Annotated in this window: 25 protein-coding genes; 18 read left to right on the top strand and 7 right to left on the bottom strand. The window is 36.7% G+C overall.

Translation table 11 applies throughout. The features are described 5' to 3' along the window. The 4 genes from MHB51_RS14975 (at position 1) to MHB51_RS14990 (ending at position 4,481) form a co-directional block, all read left to right on the top strand. Entirely contained in the window at positions 1 to 873 is an 873-nt protein-coding gene (locus tag MHB51_RS14975; RefSeq protein WP_342558487.1) for a DUF1028 domain-containing protein, read from the top strand. 16 nt (positions 874 to 889) lie between these two features. Continuing rightward, a complete protein-coding gene (locus MHB51_RS14980) occupies positions 890 to 1,888 on the top strand; it encodes an ABC transporter ATP-binding protein (protein WP_066164612.1) in 999 nt (332 codons plus the stop codon). After that, positions 1,881 to 2,843, top strand: a complete 963-nt coding sequence (locus MHB51_RS14985) for a dipeptide ABC transporter ATP-binding protein (protein WP_066164615.1) — start codon at positions 1,881 to 1,883, stop codon at positions 2,841 to 2,843. The genes MHB51_RS14980 and MHB51_RS14985 overlap by 8 nt, the downstream gene beginning before the upstream one ends. A 951-nt stretch (positions 2,844 to 3,794) precedes the next feature. After that, on the top strand, positions 3,795 to 4,481 hold the full coding sequence (locus tag MHB51_RS14990) for a hypothetical protein (protein WP_342558488.1): 687 nt from the start codon (positions 3,795 to 3,797) through the stop codon (positions 4,479 to 4,481). 74 nt (positions 4,482 to 4,555) lie between these two features. On the opposite strand, the gene MHB51_RS14995 is transcribed toward MHB51_RS14990, so the two are convergent. Further along, entirely contained in the window at positions 4,556 to 4,765 is a 210-nt protein-coding gene (locus MHB51_RS14995) for a hypothetical protein (RefSeq protein ID WP_342558489.1), read from the bottom strand. A gap of 437 nt (positions 4,766 to 5,202) precedes the next feature. On the opposite strand from MHB51_RS14995, the gene MHB51_RS15000 reads away from it, so the two are divergent. From MHB51_RS15000 to MHB51_RS15015, 4 genes are all read left to right on the top strand, one after another. Continuing rightward, positions 5,203 to 5,757: a thioredoxin family protein gene (locus tag MHB51_RS15000; protein ID WP_342558490.1), complete on the top strand. Its 555-nt coding sequence runs from the start codon at positions 5,203 to 5,205 to the stop codon at positions 5,755 to 5,757. 71 nt (positions 5,758 to 5,828) lie between these two features. Next, positions 5,829 to 6,743 (top strand): diacylglycerol kinase, encoded by a 915-nt coding sequence (locus tag MHB51_RS15005; RefSeq protein WP_066164622.1) that lies wholly within the window; start codon positions 5,829 to 5,831, stop codon positions 6,741 to 6,743. A 175-nt stretch (positions 6,744 to 6,918) separates the two neighbouring features. Continuing rightward, positions 6,919 to 7,947, top strand: a complete 1,029-nt coding sequence (locus MHB51_RS15010; protein ID WP_066164625.1) for a TFIIB-type zinc ribbon-containing protein — start codon at positions 6,919 to 6,921, stop codon at positions 7,945 to 7,947. Then, the gene (locus MHB51_RS15015) at positions 7,944 to 8,711 is read left to right on the top strand and encodes a TPM domain-containing protein (protein ID WP_342558491.1); all 768 of its coding nucleotides are present in this window, start codon (positions 7,944 to 7,946) and stop codon (positions 8,709 to 8,711) included. Before MHB51_RS15010 ends, MHB51_RS15015 begins: the two co-directional genes overlap by 4 nt. 242 nt (positions 8,712 to 8,953) lie before the next feature. Here MHB51_RS15015 and MHB51_RS15020 read toward each other — a convergent pair whose 3' ends face one another. The 4 genes from MHB51_RS15020 to MHB51_RS15035 are packed head-to-tail and all read right to left on the bottom strand — an operon-like array spanning position 8,954 to position 12,625. Then, entirely contained in the window at positions 8,954 to 9,340 is a 387-nt protein-coding gene (locus MHB51_RS15020) for an STAS domain-containing protein (RefSeq protein ID WP_066164628.1), read from the bottom strand. A 17-nt stretch (positions 9,341 to 9,357) separates the two neighbouring features. Beyond that, positions 9,358 to 11,052 carry a methyl-accepting chemotaxis protein gene (locus MHB51_RS15025; RefSeq protein WP_107943601.1) on the bottom strand — a complete coding sequence of 565 codons (1,695 nt, stop codon included), beginning with the start codon at positions 11,050 to 11,052 and terminating at the stop codon, positions 9,358 to 9,360. A gap of 22 nt (positions 11,053 to 11,074) precedes the next feature. Next, on the bottom strand, positions 11,075 to 11,488 hold the full coding sequence (locus tag MHB51_RS15030) for an ATP-binding protein (protein ID WP_107943602.1): 414 nt from the start codon (positions 11,486 to 11,488) through the stop codon (positions 11,075 to 11,077). 15 nt (positions 11,489 to 11,503) lie between these two features. Beyond that, positions 11,504 to 12,625 (bottom strand): SpoIIE family protein phosphatase, encoded by a 1,122-nt coding sequence (locus tag MHB51_RS15035; protein WP_107943603.1) that lies wholly within the window; start codon positions 12,623 to 12,625, stop codon positions 11,504 to 11,506. 191 nt (positions 12,626 to 12,816) lie between these two features. Here MHB51_RS15035 and rlmD point away from each other — a divergent pair, with 191 nt between their 5' ends. From rlmD to MHB51_RS15075, 8 genes are all read left to right on the top strand, one after another. Further along, the gene (gene rlmD, locus MHB51_RS15040) at positions 12,817 to 14,184 is read left to right on the top strand and encodes a 23S rRNA (uracil(1939)-C(5))-methyltransferase RlmD (protein ID WP_342558492.1); all 1,368 of its coding nucleotides are present in this window, start codon (positions 12,817 to 12,819) and stop codon (positions 14,182 to 14,184) included. 260 nt (positions 14,185 to 14,444) lie between these two features. Continuing rightward, positions 14,445 to 15,374 (top strand): recombinase family protein, encoded by a 930-nt coding sequence (locus MHB51_RS15045; RefSeq protein ID WP_342558493.1) that lies wholly within the window; start codon positions 14,445 to 14,447, stop codon positions 15,372 to 15,374. 19 nt (positions 15,375 to 15,393) lie between these two features. After that, positions 15,394 to 16,257 carry a hypothetical protein gene (locus MHB51_RS15050; protein WP_342558494.1) on the top strand — a complete coding sequence of 288 codons (864 nt, stop codon included), beginning with the start codon at positions 15,394 to 15,396 and terminating at the stop codon, positions 16,255 to 16,257. A gap of 722 nt (positions 16,258 to 16,979) precedes the next feature. Then, a complete protein-coding gene (locus MHB51_RS15055) occupies positions 16,980 to 17,126 on the top strand; it encodes a hypothetical protein (RefSeq protein WP_161956447.1) in 147 nt (48 codons plus the stop codon). 163 nt (positions 17,127 to 17,289) lie between these two features. Further along, entirely contained in the window at positions 17,290 to 17,526 is a 237-nt protein-coding gene (locus MHB51_RS15060) for a thioredoxin family protein (RefSeq protein WP_342558495.1), read from the top strand. A gap of 391 nt (positions 17,527 to 17,917) precedes the next feature. Continuing rightward, positions 17,918 to 19,165: a serine hydroxymethyltransferase gene (glyA, locus tag MHB51_RS15065; RefSeq protein ID WP_342471850.1), complete on the top strand. Its 1,248-nt coding sequence runs from the start codon at positions 17,918 to 17,920 to the stop codon at positions 19,163 to 19,165. A 12-nt stretch (positions 19,166 to 19,177) separates the two neighbouring features. After that, on the top strand, positions 19,178 to 20,485 hold the full coding sequence (gene hemL / locus MHB51_RS15070; protein WP_107943606.1) for a glutamate-1-semialdehyde 2,1-aminomutase: 1,308 nt from the start codon (positions 19,178 to 19,180) through the stop codon (positions 20,483 to 20,485). A 9-nt stretch (positions 20,486 to 20,494) separates the two neighbouring features. Continuing rightward, positions 20,495 to 21,712, top strand: a complete 1,218-nt coding sequence (locus MHB51_RS15075; protein ID WP_107943607.1) for a cysteine desulfurase — start codon at positions 20,495 to 20,497, stop codon at positions 21,710 to 21,712. A 591-nt stretch (positions 21,713 to 22,303) separates the two neighbouring features. Here the strand turns inward: MHB51_RS15075 and MHB51_RS15080 are convergent. Next, the gene (locus MHB51_RS15080; protein WP_066164657.1) at positions 22,304 to 23,200 is read right to left on the bottom strand and encodes a LysR substrate-binding domain-containing protein; all 897 of its coding nucleotides are present in this window, start codon (positions 23,198 to 23,200) and stop codon (positions 22,304 to 22,306) included. Positions 23,201 to 23,676: 476 nt separating this feature from the next. Between MHB51_RS15080 and MHB51_RS15085 the strand changes: the two genes are divergently transcribed. Then, positions 23,677 to 24,219, top strand: coding sequence for a DoxX family protein (locus MHB51_RS15085; protein WP_107943608.1), 543 nt, complete (start codon positions 23,677 to 23,679; stop codon positions 24,217 to 24,219). Positions 24,220 to 24,290: 71 nt separating this feature from the next. Here MHB51_RS15085 and MHB51_RS15090 read toward each other — a convergent pair whose 3' ends face one another. Beyond that, positions 24,291 to 25,472, bottom strand: a complete 1,182-nt coding sequence (locus MHB51_RS15090) for a GTP-binding protein (RefSeq protein ID WP_342558496.1) — start codon at positions 25,470 to 25,472, stop codon at positions 24,291 to 24,293. Positions 25,473 to 25,642: 170 nt separating this feature from the next. Here MHB51_RS15090 and MHB51_RS15095 point away from each other — a divergent pair, with 170 nt between their 5' ends. After that, on the top strand, positions 25,643 to 26,335 hold the full coding sequence (locus MHB51_RS15095; protein ID WP_066164667.1) for a metal-binding protein ZinT: 693 nt from the start codon (positions 25,643 to 25,645) through the stop codon (positions 26,333 to 26,335). Positions 26,336 to 26,857: the final 522 nt, after the last annotated feature.

Below are 26,857 nucleotides of genomic sequence, written 5' to 3' on the forward strand. Positions count from 1 at the left end.
ATGAACAAAAATATAAAATTAAATACATTTTCGATTGTTGGCTTTGACCCTATGACAGGAGAGCTGGGCATAGCTGTAGCTTCAAAATTTCTAGCTGTTGGTGCAGTTGTTCCCTATGCGAAAGCGGGGGTTGGAGCAATCGCCACTCAATCTTGGGCAAATTTAAGCTATGGACCAGATGGGCTAGCTTTATTGGAGCAGGGGCTTACACCTGAACAAGCTATAGAGCAGCTTATAAAAGATGATGAACAAAAGGAGTATCGACAAATTGGAATTGTGGATGCGAAAGGTGGTAGTGCATCATTTACAGGAAGACACAGCTATGCATGGGCTGGTGGAAAGCATGGCGTCAATTTTGCGGCTCAAGGCAATATTTTAGCGGGAGAAAATGTTGTTGAAGAGATGGTAGAAGCATTTCAGTCAAATGGTACACTAGCAGAGCGATTGCTCAAGGCATTGCTAGCTGGTGATAAAGCTGGAGGAGACGCTAGAGGGAAACAGTCAGCTAGTTTACTTATTGCTAAGGAGAACGGGAGCTATGGGGGTTACAATGATAAAGCTGTCGATTTAAGGGTAGACGACCATGAGGAGCCAGTAAAAGAGCTTCTTCGTTTATATGATTTGCATTGTCTATATTTTAATCGAACAAAGGAAGAGGATTTATTAACAATTGATAAGCCGTTGCAGGAGGAAATTAATCAGCTATTATACGACTTAAAGTATGTGAATGAAAAAAATTTATCCGACGAGCAATTTTATAGCAAACTGCAAGAATATCAATTAGTTGAAAACTTTGATGAAAGATTTCAAGAGCAGGGCTATATTGACCGCTTAGTTTTGCAATTTATGAGGGACAAAGCAAGTAATAAATGATATGAAGGTGAGCATTATGGCTAATTTACTAGAAGTAAATAATCTTTCGGTATCCTTTTTGAAAAATCAGCGATATATTCAAACGATTAATCGTATAAGCTTTCAAGTGAAAAAAGGTGAAATGTTAGGCATTGTAGGTGAATCAGGCTGTGGTAAAAGCGTGACTTCGCTAGCTATTACAGGGTTGCTCCCTCAGCAGTTTAGCAAAATAGATAAAGGCAGTGAGATTTTATATAAAGAAAGTAATCTAGTACATTTTTCTGAAGAGAATTACCGAAAAATACGTGGTAAAGAAATAGCAATGATTTTCCAAGACCCTATGACCTCCTTAAATCCGGTATTTACAATAGGCTTTCAACTAATTGAAATGATACGCGCACATGAAGCAGTTAGTAAAAAGGAAGCATTTCAAAAAAGTATAGAAATGCTAAAGAAAGTCGGTATACCTAGAGCAGAGCAAATCATGCGTGACTATCCGCATCAACTATCAGGGGGGATGAGGCAAAGGGTCATGATTGCAATGGCGATGTCTTGTCAACCTGATTTATTAATTGCAGATGAACCAACAACAGCACTTGATGTTACAATCCAACGACAGATTCTACTTTTAATGAAGAAACTACAGCAGGAATATCAAACTTCTATTTTACTTATTACGCATGATTTAGGAGTTGTGTCGGAAGTATGTGATCGAGTAATCGTTATGTATGCTGGGGAAGTAGTTGAGGAGGGGGCTGTTCGGCAAATTTTCTCGAATCCAAAGCATCCTTATACAAAGGGGCTCATTCAATCTATTCCTACTTTAGATAATGAAATTGAGCGATTGGAAACGATAGCTGGGATGGTTCCACAGCCAGGGGAAATTCAGCAAGGATGCCGCTTTGCAAATCGATGCTCCTTTGCAAGTGAAAATTGTTATCTGCATTCCCCAGCAAAATATAAAATAGACAATCAACATTTTGTTAATTGCTGGCTTTTTGATGATGCAATGAAGGAGGGGACAACTAATGGATAAAATTGTAGAAGTAAAAAATATTCAAAAGCATTATCCTGTTACCCGCTCTCTTTTTCGTCGTAGTAAGCAATATGTCAAAGCGGTAGATAATGTATCGTTTAATTTATATCGTGGTGAAACACTTGGAATTGTTGGAGAGTCAGGTTGTGGAAAATCTACTTTAGGTCGAACAATTTTACAGTTGATTGAACCAACAAGCGGTCAAGTTTATTTTAATGGGAAAGATATTACAAAATTAAAATTTCAAGAAATGAAATCCATTCGCAAGCAATTCCAAATGATTTTTCAAGACCCATATGCTTCACTTAATTCACGAAAAACGATTTATCAAATTGTATCGGAGCCTTTAAAATTACATGGTCTATACAACACAGAATCAAAGGAACAAGTCTATGAAATGTTAGAAAAGGTTGGCTTGAGTAGAAAGGTAGCACAGCGCTATCCACATGAATTTAGCGGAGGTCAACGCCAAAGAATCGGCATCGCTCGAGCATTAATTTTGAAGCCAGATGTAATTATTGCAGACGAACCAGTTTCGGCATTAGATGTTTCAGTTCAAGCGCAAGTACTGAATTTGCTGCAAGACTTACAGGAGGAGCTAGGACTAACATATATTTTTATATCTCATGATTTGAGTGTTGTAAAACATATTAGCAATCGAGTAGCAGTTATGTATTTAGGGAAAATTGTAGAAATAGCTGATAAGAAGATGTTGTATGCGAATCCTTCCCATCCATATACAAAAGCGTTATTATCTGTTATTCCTTCCATCCATCCAAAAACAGGAGAAGTAGAAGAGTTAAAAGGGGAGCTACCTAACCCAGAGAATCCCCCAATAGGCTGTGCTTTTCATACGCGTTGTCCTTCTTGTATGGAAATATGCAAAGAAAAGCAGCCACAGTTTGTTACCTTGCAGGATGGGCACGAAGTAGCCTGTCATTTGTATAAGATGTAAAACAGTAGGAGTTGTCCGAAAATTGACACCGCATTGAAATCAATGTTTTCATGTATTCCCTTTTACTGAAGGAGTACACTGCTAAAATCAATGTTCATCCTATTTTTAAAAGAGGCGTTTTCTGTTTAAATGAATCAACATTTTGTGAAACCTCCTCGCTCCTGTCCAAAATGCCGGCAATGCACGACTTTTTGGAGAGGGCACTGAAAAAGTCATTGAATCATAGGGAGGGCATGTTGGAACGAAAATTCGTTCCAACATGCCCTTTTCTTCGATGTCGTTGATTTCCATTCCGGTGGACGCTTTCCGCGGGCACGGCTCCAACTAAATGAACTGCACCTAAACGGCGGCGCAGATCATTGGATTTTCCGCACGTGCTGTTCCTGCAGGTCGCCACCTCCATTCCAATCAACTAGAATACCTCTGATCACAAGAATGACACTCTTCATTGAAATGACTAAACGAAAAAGAGTAAGTAATAGGCGAAGAAATAAGGCACTTTCTATTCGTGATTGAATGGAAAGTGCCTTATTTTTGTTTGAACAACTAAACCGTCAAAAAAACGTAGGTTTTTCAGTGCCCTGGACTGAATGGGGAGTTTTTTTATGTCAAAAAAATTACTTTCATTCTGGTTAAATAATTTAAAACAGCTTTCAATTTGCCTTCTACACTAAATTTGGTTATAGGAAAACTATAACTTAATATATGAAACAATTGAGATGTAGTTCATATATTAGTGATAGCGTTTATTTGACATGTCTTCTCTTAGTGTTACTTGAGCAAATTAATAATCAATAGGTTGATGAATTAGCAAAATATTAGAATTTAATTGCTCCTGCTGCTACTGCTTTTTAATCTCAATTTTAGATGTAGAACTAAATATTATTGAAAAAATAACTAATTAAAATGGATGGATTTTCAAAATTTCTATATCATTTTATTGACAGAATATTGAAAAAAGTATATTATTTAATTATTATAAAAAGTGAGGAGAAGGATAAAATGGGAAATAAATCAATGGTAATTTACAAATTTTTCACAACTGTTTTCGCTATCACTTGCATTTTCTTTATCACAAACAATGGTAAAGTGTTAGCAGCTGAGTTAAGTCAAAAAGAAAAAGAAGAACTACATCAACAATATGTTGAAATTTTAAATGAAGTAAAATCCACAGTTCAATGGGGAGACAGTCTAGTAGATATTGAAGTTACTCCAATTAATGACTTCAGGGAAGAAGATTGGGTTTCACTAGAAATATTTAAACAAAGAGCAATCGATGCAACACAAGCTAACGCTGTTAACATTGAGAATCATTCAAATGAAATAATTCCATTCTCAACTTCCTATGCAGCACATACGATTGGTATTAACCATGGTTCAACGTCTGTTAATATAACAGTATCAGCATACTTTACAACACAATTATCTGGTAGTCGACAAGTATTTACGGGCTATGCTAGTTTAAGCAATACTGCTTCAAAAGGTACTTTTTCTAGAACAGGAGTAGATGCTCGAATCATTGATGCTGGTCGAACTTATACATTCACAATTGGTGGAAGTCTAAGTTACCTTGGTCTTACAAGTTATCACACATTAAATACAGATTTTATATGCAATGCAAATGGTGTAGTTTCCTGATAAATAGAAAATATGTTTTTTAATTTAAATATTAAACCAACATATAAAAACTGCACTCCAATTATTAGATGTGTCTAACAATGGGAGTGCAGTTCAATATTGTTGCGATTTTTTGTTGCTGCTTGATGATCTTCATCTGGTATTCTAATTACTTCAATCATTGTTATCACCATTCTCAATCTTCTAAAATAATTTAGTACCTTCCAGTTCCAATGAGCAATAATCGAATATGCATTTTCCTCCGCACCATCTGAATTCAACTGTTTATGTATCTCCTTCAGCAAGCCATCATATGAAATTATATATTACCGACTATAAGCAGCCTTCTGAATAATTTTGTTGATTATTTGTTAAAGAATAGAGAATATTCACTGGTTATTTTGTTGTTTTTGCACTGTTATAACTTATTTTTCCTTGTTTTACTTTTGTCACAAAGAATTATTCGTATACTATTATATTAACTATAAAGTAATAATATTTCTTTCTCAATCTTCAGTAGAGTACAAAATATCTTGAGATGTCGATTAGAATTATACATCTTTTAGATTAATATAGTTGATTTTTGGTATATTGTTCTTTATACCGTCAAAATAGCTATAATAATTGATATATCAATTATTCAAGTTGTTAAGAAATCTTATTATAGTGAGAGTCAATTAGTTGTGAAAAACTAGCAAAAGATGCACAATAGAAAATAAAAGCACTAGGGAGGAATCTCAAAATGAAAACAGAACAACAATATTTTGAAGAGGCGGTTTCTATCCAGCAATACATGGACGAGATGTCGACATTGAAAGATGAAAGTTTTGCTATCTATGACAAATTTGCTGTACCGAATGAAGCGTTTATTGAGCAATTAAAAAATAGCAATGTGCATATTTTAGCGATTACCGAGGACTGGTGTGGAGATGCCATGCTAAACAATCCGATTGTACGTAAAGTAGCGGAGGCGGCAGGCATAGAGATGCGTGCAACATTACGCGATGCAGATACAGATTTAATCGACAAATATTTAACGAACGGTGGTCGTGCCATTCCGATTTATTTACTGTTGAATGAAGCAGGGGAAGTGATTGGAAAATGGGGGCCAAGAGCACCAGAGCTACAGCAATTTGTAATGGACGCTCGTGCACAATTGCCAGATAAGGAAGACCCAACATTTGAAGAGGTGCAAAAAGCGATGTATGTCAATATGCGTAATCAGTATGTAGAGGACAGCACAAATTGGACATATGTTTATGAAGATTTTAAAAAAGCAATTTCGACAATCCTATAGGCAACATTTATATTCAAAAAAACGTTACAATGTTGTAGAAGAAAATATAAATTTGTAGGATGGTTAAAGAGATGAAGCGAGCTCGAATCATTTATAATCCAACTTCTGGTCGCGAGGCATTTAAAAAGCATTTACCAGAGGTATTAGAAAAACTAGAATTAGCAGGCTATGAAACTTCCTGTCATGCAACAACTTGTGAAGGGGATGCAACAGCAGCTGCTAAAGAGGCGGTTGAACGGGAGTTCGATATTGTCATCGCAGTAGGTGGCGATGGCACGTTAAATGAAGTGGTAGCGGGAATTAGTGGGTTTGACAAGCGCCCACGCCTCGGTTTAATTCCGATGGGGACAACAAACGATTTCGCACGTGCCATCCATATTCCGCGTAAAATTGACGAGGCTGTGGATATTATTATAAATGGCGATACATTGCCTGTAGATGTAGGCTTATTGAATAATGAGCGTTATTTTATCAACATTGCAGCAGGTGGTCGTATTACTGAGTTGACGTATGAGGTACCGAGCAAAATGAAAACGGTGCTTGGTCAGCTTGCCTATTATTTAAAAGGCATTGAAATGATTCCATCAATTAAAGCAACGCATATGAGAATCGAAATCGATGATGAAGTTTTCGACGGAAATGCGATGATGTTTCTATGTGGCTTAACGAATTCTGTTGGCGGCTTTGAAAAAATTGCACCAGATGCTTCTATTAACGATGGATTATTTACTGTAATGATATTGAAGGAGTGTTCAATTCCTGATTTTATTAAAATAGCCTCATTAGCATTGCGCGGTGAGCACTTAAATGACCCTCATGTTATTTATAGAAAAGCGAGCAGGGTAACTGTATCCTCTGATGAGGGAGTACATTTAAACTTAGATGGTGAATACGGTGGCGATGCGCCAGCTGTTTTCCAAAACTTGAAACGCCATATTGAAATATTTGTTCCAATCGAAGAAATTCGAGAAGAAGATCGCGTATAGTGAAATGCGGGAAAGTAGCTGCCTGAAAAGCAATTTTGAGGCAGCTCTTTTGCGTCAAGAAGGATGGCTGTTCAGAAAGCAGGACAATTCTATTTTTCTTTCAGCCCTCTATTTTTTTCTATGTATTGTAGATTATAATGACTAAAACAAGTAAATTTCAAAAGGGGGGAAGGTAGTGATTTTACATTACACATGCCCAAGCTGTGCTGGGAATATGAGCTTCGATGCAGATACAGGAAAACTTACGTGTCAAAGCTGCGGCAGAGAGGATACAATTGAAAATTATCCTGAGGAATTAATTAAGACAACCTTTGCGGAAGATGAGGCAAAGGAGTACCATTGCAATAACTGTGGGGCAGTGTTAATTACATTGGCAGAAACGACAGCAACGAACTGTAGCTTTTGTCAGTCAGCTGTAGTCATTGCGGATCGTTTATCGGGTAATTTAGCTCCGTCCAAAGTCATCCCCTTTAAAATAAGTGAAAAAGAGGCAGTAAAGGCTTTTAAAAAATGGTGTGGCAGGGGGTTACTAATGCCCAAGGAATTTGCCATGGCAGAGCGTGTAAAAACAATTACAGGGATGTACGTGCCATTTTGGCTTTATGATATAAATAGTCATGCAAAGGTGAAGGCGGTTGGCACAGTAGTACGTACATACTCTAAAGGTGATTATAATTATACGGAAACAAGCTATTTTGATGTTATGCGCGAAGTTAACTTGAATTATTCAAAAATTCCGGCAGATGCCTCGGAAAAAATGAATGATGAATTAATGGATAAAATTGAGCCATTCCCTTTTCATGAGCTGAAGGATTTTAAAACACCTTATTTAGCAGGTTATATTGCAGAGAAATATAATTATACAGATAAAGAGATGCTACCGCGTGTAGAAAAACGAGTTCAAGAATATGTAGATAATTATATTAAGAGCGATTTGAGAAATTATAGTACAGTCAGTTATAAAATGAAGGATATTAATATAAATCAAAAAAATAGTGCCTATGTACTGTTGCCTGTATGGATGATTTACCATGACTATAATAATTCAGAATATATTTTTGCAATGAATGGTTATACAGGAAAAGTAGTAGGTAAGCCACCTATTAGTAAGGGGAAGGCTGCTGCTTGGTTTGGCGGAATTGCAGCGAGCACTTTCATTATATTGAAAGTGATTGCAACGTTGGTTGGGGAGGGCTATTTATGAGTATGCTAAAAAAATGTTTCGCATTTTTTATTTTACTAGTTACCTTGTGGCAGCCCTCTGCATTTGCTGAATCTACTAATCAAACGCAATACATTTTCGATTATGCCAATCTTTTAACAGCGGAGGAAAAGCAGGAATTAGAAAGCTTAGCTAAGGAGCTTAGCGCGGATTATAAAACCGCTTTTCTTATTTTAACGGTCGATGGGACAAATGGTAAAGGTATTAGGGGTTACATGGAAGACTTTTATGATAATGAAGCGCCAGGCTATAATAAGCCACATGGCAATACGGCGATGCTGTCCATTGATATGCAGGAGCGCGATGTTTTCCTATCAGGTTTCAAAAAGGCTGAGGTTTATTTAGACGATGGGCGTTTATCGGTCATTCGCGAGGAATTAACACCGAGCTTGTCAAATGGAGATTATTATGGGGCATTCCGTCATTTTATTATTGCTTCACATGAATATATGGGCTACGGGCCAAATAGCATCCTCTTCCGTTGGTGGTTTCAATTGGGGGCAGCTATTTTACTAGCAGCTATTATCGTCGGTCTAATGGCTTATAGTTCAGGAGGAAGAATGACCACTACTGAGCGTGATTACTTTAATCCGAATGGCTCAGGCATTACAAAAAAACATGACCGCTTTTTACGCACAACCGTTACAAAAACGAAAAAACCTTCAAGTAATTCGGGAGGTGGAAGTGGTGGAGGTGGCACAACAGGCGGCGGTCACTCCTATAGCGGAAGCGGCGGGAAATTTTAGTTTTTTATTGAGGCAAGATCTGCTAGACCTTATATAAAGGAAAACTTAGCCTATCAACATAGTTTCCCACGGATGAGTAAAAGTAAGGATTTCTTTTACTTAAGATGAACACCGTCAAAACCAGTGTTTCCTTCCGTTTTCAAAGAAAGCCCTTGCAATTCACTCAAAGTCGCTCCTTAAAACAACACAACCGAAAGCGTCCCTTAAGTCGGCAACTGCACGGCTTAGGGGACGCCCTCATTTTAGTATTCGTTTATGGATAATTCGGTATCGCTAGAACCTTGGATGACCTTTAGCGCGGCATCCTCATTATCAACAATAGGGAATATTTTATCGCATTGTGAAATAGCAAAAAGTTTACGAACAAAGCTATCTACAACGATAATAACGATTTTTTGATTTTGTATTGAAACCTTTTTTGCGAAATTGACAATCATTCCAAAGCCTGTACTATCAATGTTTTTTACGTGACTCATATTTAAAATAAAGCCAAGCTCTGTTTGAAAGCTTTGTGATTGCAATTGTTTTTTGATGTCCTCAATTAAGCCGTATTCTAGACTTCCAGAAAATGCTATGGAAATATAGTGAGGCTTGCTCGTTATTTGCATTGTCGCTGCTTTTTGTTCCATCGTCCTTCATCCTCCTATTAAAACTGGAATTTATTCACTTCATCTCGTAAACGGTCAGCAATCGTTGCTAAATTTGCTGTGCTTTCAGCCATTTCAGCTACTGTTGCATATTGCTCTTCTGAAGCAGCTGCGATTTCCTCTGAAGCAGCCGCAGATTCTTCAATAATTCCAGATATATTATAAATGGCATCTTGGACATTGTGAGAATTAGTATTGACATTTGCAAAGGCATTTTTCATTTGTGCCACGCCAGTCTCTGTTGTACTTGTCTTCTCAACAATATCTTTCAAGGCTTCGCCACCTTTATTAATAATAACAACCTGCTCTTCTACGGCAGATAAATTACTTTCCATCGTGCGGACTGTTACTGCTGTTTCAGCCTGAATGTCTTTAATAAGCTCTGTGATTTGTTGCGCTGCTTCCTTCGACTGTTCGGCTAAAATACGTACTTCTGATGCAACAACCGCAAAGCCTTTTCCATGTTCGCCAGCTCTTGCTGCCTCAATTGCAGCATTTAGTGCCAACAAGTTCGTTTGCTCGGAAATATCAGTAATGACAGTAATAATCCCACCAATCTCCTCAGAACGCATACCAAGCTTTTGAATAGAATCTGTTGCATAGCTGACTGTTTCTGTTACAGTGCTTAAATGTTGAATTGCTTTGCTAATAGCCGCCTCGCCTTCATGGGCAATAACTGTTGATTCATGTGCATTAGCAAGACTTTGCTCAGCGCTCGTTAAGCTATTTTCTACTTGGTTAATTGTATCGCGCATCATGCTAACGATTTGCTCTGCCTGCTCGGATTGTGTTGTAATGCCTGCTGCTACTTCATTCATCGTTGTAGCAATTTGACTTGATGCCTCATTCGTTTGTTGAGATGATTCTGCTAAAGCAAGGGAGGAGTTTGCGATTTCATTGGCATTTTGCGCTACATTTGTGACAGTGTCTGTTAAACGCTCTTTCATATTGCTAAATGCCATCGCCAAATCGGCAATTTCATCATTGCCCTTTGCTTTTAGTAGGTCGACCTTTAAATTTAAGTTTGCTAATTCATTAGCGTTATTGCGTAAAATATTGATTGGTGTAACAATAAGGCGCTGCATAATAAAGCCAATAACAATTGTGATGATTACGGCTACTACTAAAGAAATCACAATATTTTCAATGGCAGAGGTTGCAGCAATTTTTGTATACGGAGCAGTTGGGACGGCTACAGCCCAAATCCCAATTACCTCTCCATTTTTATTAAAAATCGGATCATATGCGGCTTGGAATGGTTCTCCTAAAACGGTAGCTGTACCAAGAAAACGTTCTTTTTTATTTAATACAACATCAGCAACGGCATCAGAAACTTTTGTGCCTAATGCACGTTCTCCGTTTTCAATAATATTTGTTGAGACACGTGTATCATGTAGGAAAATAGACATTGCATTGCCGTTTGTTAGTTCACCAATTTGGTCAGGTACCTCGTAGTTTTCTTCCATGCTAACAGAGCCCTTGTAAAGGCTTCCATTTACGATGTCCCAATCGCCCGGAATGCTAGAATCGAGAGAGTAATAGCTTAATTGAACGTCGGATACGAGCTTTTCATTGGCACTTTCTAATAGGTTTTTCTTTGTCACATAATAGTTCACCGCACCCAAAATGCAGGCCAATAATAAAATACAGGAAAAAATAACGATATTAACTTTATTACGAATTGACCACTTCATTATGTATAGCCCCCAGTAATATTTAATCTATTAAACTTTTTTTAATACCAACTAAAAATTGCGAAGAAGGTAATTGCTCAAACCATAATTTATCAACCATATGGATGATGAAGAAGAAACCCCGTCCACGGTCAGAAAAGCACATTTCTCCTAAATCTGGTTCAAGAATGGATTGCCATTGCTCCTGTGGTATCCCCTCCGCAAAATCAGCTACCGTAATTTTTATTTGCTCATCATTTGATAAAACGTGTAATTGAATATCCTCTTGCCTATTAGCTTTGTTCATCGCTTCCACTGCATTAATGACAAGCTCATGTGTGACAAAGCAAATATCGCGAGCATCTGAAATGTTATAGAGCTGCGTATAATTTTCCATTACTTGATCAATAAAAAAAATCGATTGCTGATTCGGTGCTATGCTAAGCATAAATTCCATTAAACATCACCACACCTATAATGTAATTGTAATTGAAACAACTGTTACATCGTCCTCGAATTGTTGGTCTGTTAATTCATATTTTTGAGCAAATTTTTGCAGTGCATAGCTATTATTTTGAGATGCGTAGGAATGGAAGAAGCTTAAATCGACCTCTTGGTCATCATGTAAAGTGAGTAGTCCATCCGTATATAAAATAATTCGATGCCAGCCCGTTAATCGCACTCGCTTTGCCTTTACTTGAATAGCAGGAAATAGCCCAAGAATAGGTGAGTTTGCTGCTAACGCAACAGTTTCTCCATATTTGCCGAATAATACACCTGCGGGATGAGAGGCATTAACATATTGCAATGTGCGATTTTTTTTATCAATTAACATATAAATTGCAGTTACTAAAAAATTGTCTAAATCATCTGTAGAAAATAATTCATAAATTTGAGCATTAAGCTCCTTCATCACTGACACGGGGTCTATTAGCTTCGTTATTATACCTTTTAATAAGGAGCGAATAGACATTGTAATAAGCGATGCTGCAATGCCATGTCCCATTACATCAAATAAAATAACGGCTGTTAAATCATCATTCAGCTCAAACCAACAATACATATCGCCACCAAGCGACTGCGAAGTAACATATATCCCGTCTAATTCAATATGAGGTAGAGTCAACGCTGGAGGTAAGGCATTTTTCTGCACATTTTTTGCAATTGCTAAATCTTTTGCTAATTTATATTGATGCTGTTTACGCAGCCTTGTCTCTGCGTAATATTTCAATGCTACATGAACACGTGTTTTAAAGTGAGTAAAGTCAAACGGCTTTAAAATAAAATCAAAAATGCCCACTTCAAACAATCTGTCAAGAATTATCGGCTTTTCATAGGAGGTAGAAAGTAGGATAGGCGCACCACTCCACTCCTTTAAAGCCTCAATTTTCTGACAGTGCTCTTCACAATTGTTTAAAGTTAACTTGGCATCATAAACAATTACTTGTATGTCATCTTTTAAGAATAGATGGTCAAATTGAATCGCAGCTTCAGCTGTTGTAAAGCAATGGATATTCATTAGTTCTATACGCTTGAAATATTTTTGTAGTCTAAGGACATCATTACTAAGGGAGCCGATTATTAATACAGCCATTTTACTCAATACTCCTTGGAAAGTTAATCTAAAGGTGCTATTTCTATTATACTATATTTCGGTGTCAGGCACACAAACAAATTTCGGTGCCAGGCACGCAAACAATTTACACACAATTTAGCAATTTACACAATTCTTTTGTCGGAGTAGGTTGCATGCTACAATAAAGGCATTGAAATGGAGGATATATAATGACAGCACCAGTAAAGAAAAATGACCGTTTAACAGTTACGATAGAGGATTTGACACATGATGGAAATGGGGTAGCAAAGGTTGGGGGGTTCCCATTATTTATCGCAGGTGCATTGCCAGAGGAGCTTGTGCAAGTACATGTGCTGAAAGTATTGAAGAACTATGGTTTTGCGAAAGTGCTTGATATACTTGAACCTTCAACTGAGCGTGTGGCGGCCCCTTGTGATTATTTTGCACAATGTGGAGGCTGTCAACTTCAGCATTTGTCTTATGAGGGACAATTGAAATGGAAGCAGCGCATGGTTGAAAATGTGATGAAGCGCCTTGGCAAAATTGACGCCCCAGTATTACCTGTAAAAGGGATGGATGAGCCTTGGCATTATCGTAATAAATCGCAGATTCCTTTTGCTCAGGGGGAAACAATGCCTATCGCAGGCTTTTATAAAACGAAATCACATATGATTGTCGATATGGACCGTTGCCTGATTCAAACAGCTGAGGCGGATATCATAATGACTGACTTTAAGGACGCATTAATCGCATTAGGAATTTCCCCTTATAATGAAGAAAAACATAAAGGAATGCTACGTCATGTGGTGATTCGTAAAGCGCGTGCAACAAATGAAGTAATGGTCGTACTCATAACAATGGCACATAAGTTTCCACAAGCGGAGGCAGCAGTCGCAAAAATTCGGGAGCTACTGCCAAATGTTACATCAATCGTCCAAAACATTAATCCAAATAAAACGAATGTTATTTTTGGCGATGTAACAACTACATTATGGGGTAAGGATGTAATTGAAGATACAATTGGAGATGTACGCTTCGAAATTTCAGCGCGCTCATTTTATCAAGTGAATCCGATACAAACAGAGGTACTTTACAAGCAGGCGCTAGACTATGCACAGCTAACAGGCAATGAGCGCGTCATTGATGCATATTGTGGCATCGGAACAATCTCGCTATTTTTAGCAAAGCAGGCAAAGCAAGTTATGGGTGTAGAAATTGTGCCACAGGCGATTGAAGATGCTAAGCGCAATGCTGAGTTAAATGGTTTCACAAATACCTACTTCGAAGCAGGTCCAGCCGAGGAAATCATTCCACGCTGGTACAAGGAAGGCAAGGAGGCAGACGTGCTCGTTGTTGACCCACCACGCAAAGGCTGTGATGAAGCACTATTAAACACAATTATCGAACAAAAACCAAAGCGCGTTGTCTATGTATCATGCAACCCTGCCACATTGGCGCGTGATTTAAGGATTTTGGAGGATGGTGGTTATAAAACACAGGAAATCCAGCCTGTTGATATGTTTCCGCATAGTACCCATGTTGAGGTGGTAGCATTGATGTCTAGGGTGGATGAATAAGTGTAGTTAAAGAGTTGATATAATAAGGTTTATAGGGTTTCGTCTATGTTTATTTTAAGTGAATAAACGGGTGGAACCTTTTTTTGTTATTGGGGTTAGAAAGGCTGAAAATTAGGGTTGAGTTGACAGATCAGATTTTGAATAGGAGAGTTGACAGGATAGATAACTGGGATAATTCATGTTATATTTAGACTAATCAATATTGCGAAAAGTATATTAAATATGGTTAGTCTAAATTTGATTATTGGAGGATAAAGACAATGTCTGAAAATAGAAAGGTTCATTTCATTCCGCCAATGCCTGTCAAACGTCAACAGAAAGTAGGGATCTATTGCCGGGTCAGTTCAAATAGCATGGAACAATTAAATAGTTTAACAAACCAAGTATCTGCACTTACTAGGTTAACAGTCACAACCCCGAATTGGTTGCTTGTCGATACTTATATAGATGTTGCATCAGGAAAATCTGGTTCAAAGAGAAAAGAATTTAATCGTATGTTAGAAGATTGTCATGCTAAAAATGTTGAAATTGTTATCACTAAAAATATTAGTCGCTTTGGTCGTGATACAGTTGAGGTGCTAGAATCACTGAATAAACTAAAAGAACATGGAGTTCGTGTCATATTTGAACAGGAAGGACTCGATACATCCGATACAGATAGTGAATTGATGATTTCCATTATTGAATCCATTGCCCAAGCAGAAAATGAATCCCGTAGTGAAAATATTAAATGGGGTTATAGACGTCATGCAGCACAAGGCACATCAAAATTATATAACCGAAAATGTTATGGCTATGAAAATGATACAGATGGAGAACTGATCATTAAGGAAGATGAAGCTAAAAATGTTCGATTAATTTTTGAACTGTATTTAGGCGGGCTTAGCATTATTGGTATAAAGAGAGAGTTAGAAAAACGAGGAATTAAAACACCAACTGGAAAAGACATCTGGAGCAAAAGGACAATTGATGTAATGCTAAGTAATGAGAAATATATAGGAATTGTGAGATTGTTAGATAAGGGAGACCATGAGGTGCACTATTTATCTGAAAATAGCCATCCTCCTATTATTTCTGAAGAAAGATTTAAAGCGGTGCAGTCGGAAAAAATCAATAGAAGTAATGTTGTGAAAGGCAAGAATGGGGGTCAGAGAAAAAGTAGTAAGTATAGTTCAAAGATAAAGCAATGATTTAAAGGAGGATGCAAAAATGAATTTTATTAATAAGTCAGTAACAGATAAAGGTAGCGTAGATGGTAAAAATACGAATTTTCATCCAGACTCTTCTTTAGAGGCTTGGGAACATTATCGCAAGGTGTATTTTAATGAAAATGGGGTTTGTAAAATATCGGAACAATATACTTTAGAAAATCTGGAGAGTCTAGTATTATGCAATTATAAAAATAAAACTTATTATAATGAACCTAAAGAAAGATGGCCATACGATAATAGATATTATTTACTATCCGGAAATAATTTAATAAAATATCAGTTAGGTGATACGTATCCAGGTGAAAATGCAAATCTATCAGGAGATTGCGATTTTAATTTCAATCCAAAAAAGTATTCGATTTTTAAGAGGATGATAGAAGAAAAATACGAGGAAGGTTCAAGAATGTGTAAATACTCAATGAGTCTCTTGGAAGAATGCAGAGAAACCCATCATAAACTAGTCAATTTCTCATTAATGCAGACTAAAGGTGATATGCAGGGGTTTAAAGGATGGTGTCTAAATAATGGTGTTTATGCTTCTCTGGATAGGGCAGATACTTTTATTGCTTACCTAAATAGCTATTACGAATTACAGGATGTACAAAAAGATGATTCGTATATTTTAACAAACGCTGGATCAAACAAGGAAACTCTTAAGGAATATTTAAAGTCGTTTGAAGATATTTATGAATACTGTGAAAAAATATATTTAATTAATGACAAGGAATTTATTAATAGAATGATTCGTGAAGGTAAATGTCTCATTAAAACCGGTCATGATGTTATTAGGTACATGCTACTAGCATTAGAGTTTTGGGATAGAAAAGAATTACAAATAAAAGAGATATATAAAAACATATAATAGCCTAATCAAAATAATCATTAGGGTTGATACATTAGATGTTGAAGTCGTATAAACACAGAGTGTTGTATAGTTCTATCCGATTTCAGAATAGCCTAAGTACATCATGTGGAAGTCGTTTGCTACATGGAATTAAAATAAATACACACTGTAAAAACACTTCACATACGTGGAGTGTTTATCGTTGCTACAAAGAGAAACTATATAGAAATCCTTAGTTTTAAACACTTTCACAAGCATTTCGTGTTTGTAGGAGAAGGTGAAAAAACGAGAAATAAAGTACTGAAAAACCACATTACCGTTTCAGTGGTAATTAATCTGGGGTGTGGGAACACAATAGAATAAAAACATTGTAAGGCGTTCAAATAAAATGAACGTCTTTTTTTTACGCCTAAAAATGGAGAAAAGGGGGTGGAATATGAAGAAACTAACTTTAGGAAGTTTATTTGATAGTATCGGGGTATTTCTATTTTACAATTTGGTATGAAGGAGAGGAAAAAGAATGATTTATTCGTCAACTTGCTCCATTTCAAAAGTCTTAAAGCCTATAGGAAAATAAAGATTTTTATATAAAATGACTGCCAGATTTTGGCTGAATCAAACTAAATTTAGAATAAGCAGTGATTCACAATGAATACTTTTTCCTCTCGCTCCCGTCCTTTTATTTGATTTAAGCTGCTTTGTATAAGTGAAAACAAATTTATAATGAAAAGAAGTTGCTAATGATGGAACTAAAATATGTCATTCCAAACATGGAAAAACGTCGGGAAATGTTTTTGCCAAATGAAGATGGTACGGTGACAACGGAAGGAAAAGAACGCACTTTTAATAACAATCTATTCAGTCTTCTTAATTTTTTAGATTTTTAAATAATAAAGAACTTTGATAAAAATTGGACAATGTTACTAAAGAATTCAATTAGTTTTACCTATGGATACCATAGGTAATTTGAGATTGTTTACTTTTAGGCCTCTTTCTATAATTTGAATTAAGTAGCAATGCTACGAAAAAGTTATAGGGAGATGAATATATATGACAAAAGCAATTTTTTATCATGCGGGGTGTCCAGTTTGTGTAGAGGCGGAGCAAATGATTCTAGATTATCTTGACAAATCAAAGACTACTACAGAAGTTGTGCATCTTGGCACTGACCAGAATCGTATAGAAGAAGCAGAAAAGGCTGGTGTAAAATCAGTGCCAGCATTGGTAATCGGTAAAGCTGTATATCATATCAATTTTGGTGCAAGTTTAGCTGATGTTAAGGGATAAATACTAAAAGAAGGTGCTTCTTGGGCACCTTCCCCTAGTTTCAAAAAGGTTTTTTAAAACATACATTTAATAAGTTAAATTTGAAAAGGTATGAAATGTTACGATGTTTAATCCTCAATATCAAAGAATGAGAGATTAATTTAATAAGAGGTTAACTAGCATTATTTAATATCCAACAAATAAAATTTTCAGGATGTCACTCTCGTTGTTAAGAATAACAATGAGATTTTTTAATCAATCTTACGATAAAAAAGTACAGAATATTAAATCATATATGTTGAACTTACAAATTAAGATTCCAATTAAAAGAATAAATAAAGAATTTGAATTCTAAATTCATATGTAAAAAAATCATTTTGTAATAAATTCATACATAAGGGAGGAAATATAAATGGAGAATTTGCTTAAAGAAGATCCAGCTATAGCAAAAGCAATTCAGCAGGAGCTATATCGGCAGCGCGATAAAATTGAATTGATTGCTTCAGAAAACTTTGTTAGTGAAGCTGTTATGGAAGCGATGGGTACAGTCCTCACAAATAAATATGCGGAAGGATATCCTGGACAAAGATATTATGGAGGTTGCGAGTATGTTGACATAGTAGAAGAATTGGCTAGAGAAAGAGTTAAAGAATTATTTGATGCAGAACACGTCAATGTACAGCCACACTCAGGTTCGCAGGCTAATGCAGCAGTTTATTTTGCAGCTGTAAATCCAGGAGATACGATTTTGGGCATGAATTTATCACATGGTGGTCATTTAACACATGGAAGTCCCGTTAACTTTTCTGGTCAGCTATATCATTTTGTTTCTTATGGCGTCGACGAACAGACTCACCTAATAAACTATGATGAAGTGAGGAAACTTGCCCATGAACATAAACCTCGAATGATTGTAGTGGGAGCAAGTGCTTATCCACGTACAATTGATTTCAAAGCTTTTTCTGAAATTGCTAAAGAGGTAGATGCGTTATTTCTTGTAGATATGGCGCATATTGCAGGTATTATTGCAGCTGGTTTACATCCAAACCCTGTACCATATGCTGATTTTGTAACAACGACAACGCATAAAACCCTACGAGGTCCAAGAGGAGGAGTCATCATATGTAAGAAATCCTGGGCACAAGCAATTGATAAAGCAGTCTTTCCAGTTATTCAGGGTGGTCCGCTTATGCATATGATTGCTGCCAAAGCGATAGCATTTAAAGAAAATTGCTCCTCTGAATTTAAAGAATATATGAAACATGTACTACAGAATGCAAAAGTATTAGCTCAAGCGCTAATAGCAGAGGGTTTAAACGTTGTATCGGGAGGTACTGACAATCATCTTATCCTCTTAGATCTTCGCAATATCGACATTACTGGAATGGATGCGCAGCTACTCCTTGATGAGATTGGCATCACGGTAAACAAAAACGCCATTCCATTTGATACGGCAAGTCCACAAATAACGAGTGGAATACGCATTGGTACACCAGCCGTAACTACAAGAGGAATGGGACCAGATGAGATGATAGAGATAGCAAGTATTATTTCACGAGCATTGAAAAACCCACAAGATTCAAAATTAATTAAACAGCTTAGTGATGAGGTCAAGAAAATAACTTCGAGGTTCACCTTATATGAACAGAAGATTCACTGAGAGGGGAAATAAATGAATATAAAAAGAGTGGATTCTTATTCCAAAGCATTATTCGAACAAGCAAAAAATGTGATTCCTGGAGGAGTAAACAGCCCGGTACGTGCATTTTCATTAGTTGACTCTCTTCCTGTTTTCATTAAAAAGGGTCAAGGATCTCACATAGTTGATGTTGATGGAAATAAGTATATTGATTATATATGTTCATGGGGACCTTTGATACTTGGGCATACCCATCCGGCAGTGGAGAAAGAGATACAGAAAGCAGTAAGCGATGGATCAAGTTTTGGATTGTCTACTGAAATTGAAGTGAAAATGGCTAGATTAATATGTGAAATTGTTCCATCTATTGAAATGGTACGAATGGTTAACTCTGGAACAGAGGCTGTAATGAGTGCATTACGTTTGGCAAGAGGATATACGAAGAGGCAAAAAATTGTTAAATTTCAAGGTGGTTACCATGGACATGCAGATGCTTTGCTAATCAAAGCTGGTTCAGGTGTCGCTACATTAGGATTGCCTGATAGTCCGGGGGTATCCAATAACGTCGCTGCTGATACTATTACATTACCTTATAACGATATGGAGAGTATTCATCATATTTTTGAACAATTCGGAGAACAAATTTCAGCCGTTATTGTCGAGCCAGTTGCCGGAAATATGGGAGTCGTGCCGCCAAAACCTGGATTTCTTCAATTGTTACGTGAAATTACTAAACAGTACGGTAGCTTGCTTATCTTTGATGAAGTAATGACTGGTTTTCGCGTAGACTATCATGGGGCACAGAGCCTGTACGGAGTCATTCCTGATATTACTTGTTTGGGAAAAATCATCGGAGGAGGATTACCTGTAGGCGCTTATGGAGGCAAACGCGAAATCATGGAGCAGATAGCCCCTGTCGGACCGATTTATCAAGCAGGAACATTATCGGGGAATCCACTTGCCATGTCAGCTGGATATAAAACCCTTCAGTTATTGGAGAAGAGTGAAATCTATGATGAGTTGGAAAGAAAAGCAGCAAGATTAGAAGAAGGTTTCAAACAAAACGCGGAATTGACAAATGTGCCATTAAAGATTAATAGGGTAGGCTCTATGCTTTCTACCTTTTTTACAGAACAAGAGGTTGTTGATTATGAAACAGCTAAGAGTTCAGATATGCAAGTTTTTAAAAAATATTATACGAGTATGCTGAATTTGGGGATTTTGACTGCCCCTACACCCTATGAGGTGATGTTCATATCGGCAGCACATTCCGATGAAGATATTGAAGATACAATCAAGGCTCATTATCAAGCGCTTAGTAATGTCAAAAGTATAGGGTGAGGAATAATAATGGAATCAATCAATATACGAAAACAGTTCCCGATATTGAATCAAAAGATTCATGGGCATCCTCTAGTTTATTTGGATAACGCAGCGACAACACAGAAACCGCTTCAAGTCATTGAATCATTGCGACAATACTATGTACAAGATAATGCTAATGTACACAGAGGAGTGCATACATTAAGTTCACGTGCTACAGATGCTTATGAAGGAGCACGGAGAATAGTAGCCAATTTTCTTAATGCAAAGACGGAAAAAGAAGTTATCTTCACTCGTGGCACGACATCCTCTATAAATCTAGTAGCTAGTAGTTATGCGCGGGCTGTCTGCAAGGAAGGGGATGAAATTGTGATTTCCGAAATGGAACATCACAGTAATTTGCTACCTTGGCTACAAGTAGCAAAAGCAACGAAAGCTAAGTTAAAATATATCCCACTACAAAATGACGGAACATTTTCTATTGGAGATGCCGAGAAAGTAATTACATCCCATACGAAAGTTGTAGCCGTTTCGCATGTTTCTAATGTATTGGGAATTGCTAACCCAGTGAAACAAATGGCTGCAATTGCTCATAAACATGGTGCTGTCCTCATAGTGGATGGTGCACAAAGTGTCCCTCATATTAAGGTGGATGTTCAGGATTTGGGCTGCGATTTCTATGCCTTTTCAGGTCATAAGATGTGTGGACCAACTGGTATTGGAGTGTTGTATGGTAAAAAGAAATTGCTTGAGAAGATGGAACCAATTGAATTTGGAGGAGAGATGATTGATTATGTTGATTTATATAATGCATCTTGGAAAGAATCGCCGTGGAAATTTGAAGGAGGAACTCCAATTATCGCAGGTGCAATTGGTTTAGCTGCAGCTATTGACTTTCTAGAAGGAATAGGAATAGATGCGATAGAAAAGCATGATAAACAATTAACTAGCTATGCGGTGGGACAAATGAAACAAATTGAAGATGTGACAATGTATGGACCTGATGATGGGCGTTTAGGGTTGGTTACGTTTAATTTAGGAAATGTACATTCGCATGATTTAGCTACGGTTCTTGATACTTATGGTATAGCAATACGCGCTGGGCATCATTGCTGCCAACCGTTAATGCGACACTTTGGAGCTAGTGCTACTGCACGTGCCAGCTTTTACTTATACAATACGGAAGAAGATGTCGACCGCTTCATTTTAGCACTAAAGAAAACAAAAGAGTTTTTTAAAAGGTAATTTTATTTAAATAGCAGCGTAAATATACTCTATTTCGATGGATGGGTAAACGCTTGGTCACAAATGAAAGGCAAAGAAAATTTAGATTTATAAACAAGAGGGGATTTGATTATATGTGGGTGCCTAGAACTTTTCAATAGCGGGTTCTGCGGCAAGGGGAGGTGCTGGGATTCAAGCTAATTTAAAAACTTTCTAGGAAAAATGGGTGCTTGGTCTAAGCTCTACCACTAGTATAGTTGTGCACCATCCATATACGACGCAAAATATATTTCTTATACAATTAAATGATATTGAAGCACAGGTATATACAGCGCTTGGGAGATAAGTATTGTAGTGTTTGCCAGACCAATTCGGCACTTACAAGATATAAGAGGGCTTGATTTCTTAATTGGTATTGAATGCCAAGAAGCGATTGCCTCAATAATTCAAAAGTTGCTGCAACAACGACAATTAGTGATAACTAAGAGAACCTATGTAATCATCCTGGCATCAAGTTTATTAATTATGAAAGAAGAAATTGACCAAGCCGTTAATCCCATTAAATTTGTACTAAAAAATATTGAAAACATAAAAATTATTCCTGATAATTTTCTAGTTAAAGCGTTCATCTTTAATTGTGTTAATCAATTGTTCCATAAAAACACGACTAGCAGCACATAAATGTTTGTTCTTGCGATAGGCGATGCCAATCTGTGTAGTGATTACTGGATCTTGAATAGGAATCGTTTTAATATGAATATTATCAATATAATCTAGGTAAGCCTTTGGTAGTATCGTAACGCCAACGCCTTTACTTACCATTTGAATGATAGATTCCATTGTCGTCATTTCAAGCACAGTTTTGGGTGTGAAATTCATTAAGCGGCACTGTTCGTTCACAACTTGTCGTAGAAAATAGGTTTCAGGCAATAAAATAGATGGTATCTCCTTTAAAACTTGAAGTGATACACATTGCTCTTTTGCAATGAAATGATCTATAGGTGCAGCAAAAGCAAGATTTTCTTTATAGAGAGGAATACCTTCTAGGTCTTCATGTTCCAATGGTAAAAAAACGATACCCAAATCCAATTCATTTTGTAAAAGTCCTTTGTAAATATCTCCGGTCCGTAGTCCTTGTACAGAAAGCTCTATATTAGGATAAGCATTGTGAAACCTGATAACTGTTGGGGGCAGCAAGTAATTAACAACTGTGAGTAGAGAGCCAATTTTGAGTGTTCCCCTCTCCAATCCCTGAAGCTCGCTAATTGCAGCACGTGCCTGCGAAATTTCATGAAAAACATTGTAGCTGTGATGGAGCAATGTTTTGCCTGCATCAGTAAGTATATTTTTTTTGCCAATGCGATCAAATAAAGGCATCCCTACTTCATGTTCTAACAAGCTAATTTGCTGACTAAGAGAAGGTTGGGCGATCCCCAGTTTCTCAGCCGCACGTGTAAAATGCAGTTCTTGACATAATACGATAAAGTATTCCAATTGTCTTAGTTCCATTGAACTTCCTCCCAATTATTTATATTCAAAATGATAGGTTTTAACTATAATTATATATTAATCCATTATGTATTTCTAAAAGAAATTAATCATGAATATTTTTATTGGTGTGAAATATATACAAAAGAACGATTTTCTATTCCATTAAGCCGTGGAGAAAAGGTAGTTATTGATTATATTTTACCAGTGAAATCAAAATTAAACGAAACAAAATTTTAGGGAATTGATTTTTGACAAAGAAAAAACATAGAAAATTATTAAGCATTCATTGAAAATAATATTGACATGATAGTGAATATAAATCTCGCAAAGAATTTATTATTCTCCTACATATAGATTAATGAATATAACAAAAGATTACTGATAAATAATGGGTATTTTAATATATTTATTCTTGCAATATCATTATTTACAGAACTCTATAGAAAGTTTTACTATTAAAATATATAATGAATCTATAAGGAGAGGAAAAATTTATGAGAAATAAAACTACTATTTATATCCCTGAAAATCCAGTTTCAAGCTTTTTGTTTAGTGATACCCGCTCTGCAATTATTTGGTTAATTATTCGTCTTTATGTCGGGTACATATGGCTGACAGCAGGTTGGGGGAAAATCCAGAACGATGCATGGGTTGGTGAAAATGGAGGGAAGGCACTTGAAGGATTTGTAATGGGGGCACTTTCCAAATCACAAGAAACAGCTGATGTAACAGGATGGTATGCATCTTTTTTAGAAAACAGTGTGCTACCGAATGCAAAACTACTTTCGTTCGTTGTTGCGTACGGAGAGCTTTTAGTAGGTCTAGGATTGATTTTTGGCTTATTAACTGGGATTGCAGCCTTTTTTGGCGCATTTATGAATGTGAGTTTCTTATTTGCAGGAACTTTAAGTAGCAATCCATTGCTATTTATCCTTGCAACATGGCTAGTGCTTGCATGGAAGGTTGCCGGATGGTATGGACTGGACCGTTGGGCTTTACCGAAATTAGGCACACCGTGGAATAAAAAACTACAATGACTACCAATTAAATATGTTCATAAGCGCAGTTCAAATTTGAACTGCGCTTATTTTATCTCCTTAGCGACAAATTAAATACTTGCAACAAAAGGGGGTAATGGGTCAATAAACTGCAGCCAATTTTGCTGCATTTCATTATCAGTTAACAAGCATTCATCTAATTGCTGCGTAATTTTTGAAGCATCTAAATCGATACCAATAAAGACGATTTCATTTTGTTTATCACCGAATTGCTCATGCCAACGTAGCTGTAATTCGGGGTCCTGTTCAAAAGCTATTTTTTGCATATGCTTTGGTAAATCCACAAGCCATTGCCCAGCAGCCTGAAATTGAATTGATGCTCCTGCTTGGGAAACTAATCCAGCAAGATTGCGACCAGCAAGCCAGAAAAAACCTTTAGAGCGGATAATTTCACTTGGGAAGCTAGCTAACCAATCATGCCAGCGTTCAGGGTGAAACGGACGTTGACGTCGATAAACAAAGGAAGATATGCCGTATTCCTCGGTTTCGGGGATATGTTCATTATTAAGCTCTTTAATCCAGCCAGCGCTCATGCTCGCATTTTCAAAATCAAATAATTTACGATTTAGTATATTATTTAATGGGACTTGTCCGTTCATAGCAGTAATAACTTCAGCATCTGGATTGAGCTTTTTTAACAGTTCCTTCAGCGCGCCAATATATGATGGATTGACAATATCTGCTTTGGAAATAATAAGAATATTAGCGAATTCTATTTGATCAATAAGTAAATCAGAAACATCACGTTGGTCCAATTTGTCATCTGTTTGAGCTCGCTCTAACAATGTTTCACCGCTTTCATAGTCATCCATAAAACGTGCTGCGTCCACGACTGTTATCATGGCATCAATATAGCAACGATTATTCAATGTAATATTGAGAGAATCATCAGCTATCGTTAAAGTTTGTGCTACAGGTAATGGCTCTGAAATACCTGTTGATTCAATTATTATTCCATCTAACTCTTGATTTTGCAGCAATTTATCTACTTCAATTAATAAATCTTCACGTAAAGTGCAGCAAATACAGCCATTTGTTAATTCAATAAAGCTCTCCTCCGTGCGAGAAAATCCACCATCTTCAATGAGCTGTGCATCGATATTAATCTCACTCATATCGTTGACAATAACAGCAAGTTTGCGCCCCTCCCGATTAGCTAAAATATAATTTAATAATGTCGTTTTGCCAGCTCCTAAATAACCGCTTAGTACAGTAACAGGAATTTTTTTCATTAATGAACACCCCTAAAAAGTAATGATTACGATTTATAATATATAATTTATTTAGGATATTTGTCAATATAAATAGTAATGATTACGTTTTGTGAATAAAATTGTTTACAAACAGTAATGATTACTATATAGTTTTAAATCGTAGTCATTACGATTTGAGGAGGAGTATTGTGAATAAAAGATGGTTAATGCCATTTGCGGCTGCTACAATGGCTTTTACTTTAGTTGCATGTCAAGAGGAGGCAAAGGAGGATAGGGAAGTAGGCTCTGAGGCTACAGACCATAGCCATGACCATAATCATGACCACGGGGAACAAACAGAGCAAGACAAACAAATTGCTAAAGGCTATTTTGAAGATAGTGATATTACAAATCGTCCATTAACAAATTGGCAAGGTGAGTGGCAGTCGGTTTATCCATATTTACAAGATGGCACACTTGATAAGGTCTTTGAGCATAAAGCATTGCATGGAGATAAAACGGCAGAAGAATATAAGGAATATTACACAATTGGTTATCAAACAGATGTCACGCATATTGATATTACTAATAAGACTATGACATTTCATAAAGATGGGGAATTGCTGACAGGGACATATGAGTACGATGGATATGAAATTTTAACATACGAAAAAGGGAATCGTGGCGTTCGTTATATATTTAAGCAAATTGACAATGATTCCAAAGCACCGAAATATGTTCAATTCAGCGATCATATTATTTCTGATAAAGTATCAGGACATTTCCATATTTACTTTGGCGAGGATCGTGCAAAATTATTAGAAGAAATGGAAAATTGGCCAACATACTATCCAAAAGCATTAACTAGAGAAGAAATTGTTGAAGAAATGAATGCCCATTAATAAAATTTTGTAAACACTTTGGGCAAAGAAAATGGAGGCGTCTGAAAAGCGTGCAAAGCACTGTTTTTCAGATGCTTCTTTTGCTTTTTATCAGGCGTGTTGATTATAAAAATATTGGATATGGATGCGTGTGTTTTAAGGTAGAGAATGCACTGTTAATAAAGGATTTACTTGTTGATTGGAGTGAAGGGGGCGAGTGCTCCTGCGATTACTCGCCGCAAAGCAAAGCCTTCCAGCAGGACAAAGTGTAGGGAGGCTAAAACTGCCGCGTCCTGCGGCAACGCCTCCATGACCAACATCCTGTTGACCTCGAGCTGAAAATCCATTTATTTCGGTGACAACCGAAATAAATTAGTTGAGGTCGTGCCTGCAGAAAGCGTCCCCCGCAACGGAAGTCAACAAATTTCCTAGGCTCTTTTTGTAAAATAAAGGCTAATCAACACATCTGGCTCTTTATCAAAATAATACCTATGTTTTCCATTGCTTTTAAGCTACCTCGTGCCCTGTTTATTTTTTTCAACA

The organism is Metasolibacillus sp. FSL K6-0083, from assembly GCF_038630865.1.
GTDB classification, from domain to species: domain Bacteria; phylum Bacillota; class Bacilli; order Bacillales_A; family Planococcaceae; genus Metasolibacillus; species Metasolibacillus fluoroglycofenilyticus.

Coding starts and splice junctions, on each gene's coding strand:
- MHB51_RS14975 (WP_342558487.1), top strand. CDS start 1: ATGAACAAAAATATAAAATTAAATACATTTTCGATTGTTGGCTTTGAC.
- MHB51_RS14980 (WP_066164612.1), top strand. CDS start 890: ATGGCTAATTTACTAGAAGTAAATAATCTTTCGGTATCCTTTTTGAAA.
- MHB51_RS14985 (WP_066164615.1), top strand. CDS start 1,881: ATGGATAAAATTGTAGAAGTAAAAAATATTCAAAAGCATTATCCTGTT.
- MHB51_RS15000 (WP_342558490.1), top strand. CDS start 5,203: ATGAAAACAGAACAACAATATTTTGAAGAGGCGGTTTCTATCCAGCAA.
- MHB51_RS15005 (WP_066164622.1), top strand. CDS start 5,829: ATGAAGCGAGCTCGAATCATTTATAATCCAACTTCTGGTCGCGAGGCA.
- MHB51_RS15015 (WP_342558491.1), top strand. CDS start 7,944: ATGAGTATGCTAAAAAAATGTTTCGCATTTTTTATTTTACTAGTTACC.
- MHB51_RS15020 (WP_066164628.1), bottom strand. CDS start 9,340: ATGGAACAAAAAGCAGCGACAATGCAAATAACGAGCAAGCCTCACTAT.
- MHB51_RS15025 (WP_107943601.1), bottom strand. CDS start 11,052: ATGAAGTGGTCAATTCGTAATAAAGTTAATATCGTTATTTTTTCCTGT.
- MHB51_RS15030 (WP_107943602.1), bottom strand. CDS start 11,488: ATGGAATTTATGCTTAGCATAGCACCGAATCAGCAATCGATTTTTTTT.
- MHB51_RS15035 (WP_107943603.1), bottom strand. CDS start 12,625: ATGGCTGTATTAATAATCGGCTCCCTTAGTAATGATGTCCTTAGACTA.
- rlmD (WP_342558492.1), top strand. CDS start 12,817: ATGACAGCACCAGTAAAGAAAAATGACCGTTTAACAGTTACGATAGAG.
- MHB51_RS15045 (WP_342558493.1), top strand. CDS start 14,445: ATGTCTGAAAATAGAAAGGTTCATTTCATTCCGCCAATGCCTGTCAAA.
- MHB51_RS15050 (WP_342558494.1), top strand. CDS start 15,394: ATGAATTTTATTAATAAGTCAGTAACAGATAAAGGTAGCGTAGATGGT.
- MHB51_RS15055 (WP_161956447.1), top strand. CDS start 16,980: ATGATGGAACTAAAATATGTCATTCCAAACATGGAAAAACGTCGGGAA.
- MHB51_RS15060 (WP_342558495.1), top strand. CDS start 17,290: ATGACAAAAGCAATTTTTTATCATGCGGGGTGTCCAGTTTGTGTAGAG.
- glyA (WP_342471850.1), top strand. CDS start 17,918: ATGGAGAATTTGCTTAAAGAAGATCCAGCTATAGCAAAAGCAATTCAG.
- hemL (WP_107943606.1), top strand. CDS start 19,178: ATGAATATAAAAAGAGTGGATTCTTATTCCAAAGCATTATTCGAACAA.
- MHB51_RS15075 (WP_107943607.1), top strand. CDS start 20,495: ATGGAATCAATCAATATACGAAAACAGTTCCCGATATTGAATCAAAAG.
- MHB51_RS15080 (WP_066164657.1), bottom strand. CDS start 23,200: ATGGAACTAAGACAATTGGAATACTTTATCGTATTATGTCAAGAACTG.
- MHB51_RS15085 (WP_107943608.1), top strand. CDS start 23,677: ATGAGAAATAAAACTACTATTTATATCCCTGAAAATCCAGTTTCAAGC.
- MHB51_RS15090 (WP_342558496.1), bottom strand. CDS start 25,472: ATGAAAAAAATTCCTGTTACTGTACTAAGCGGTTATTTAGGAGCTGGC.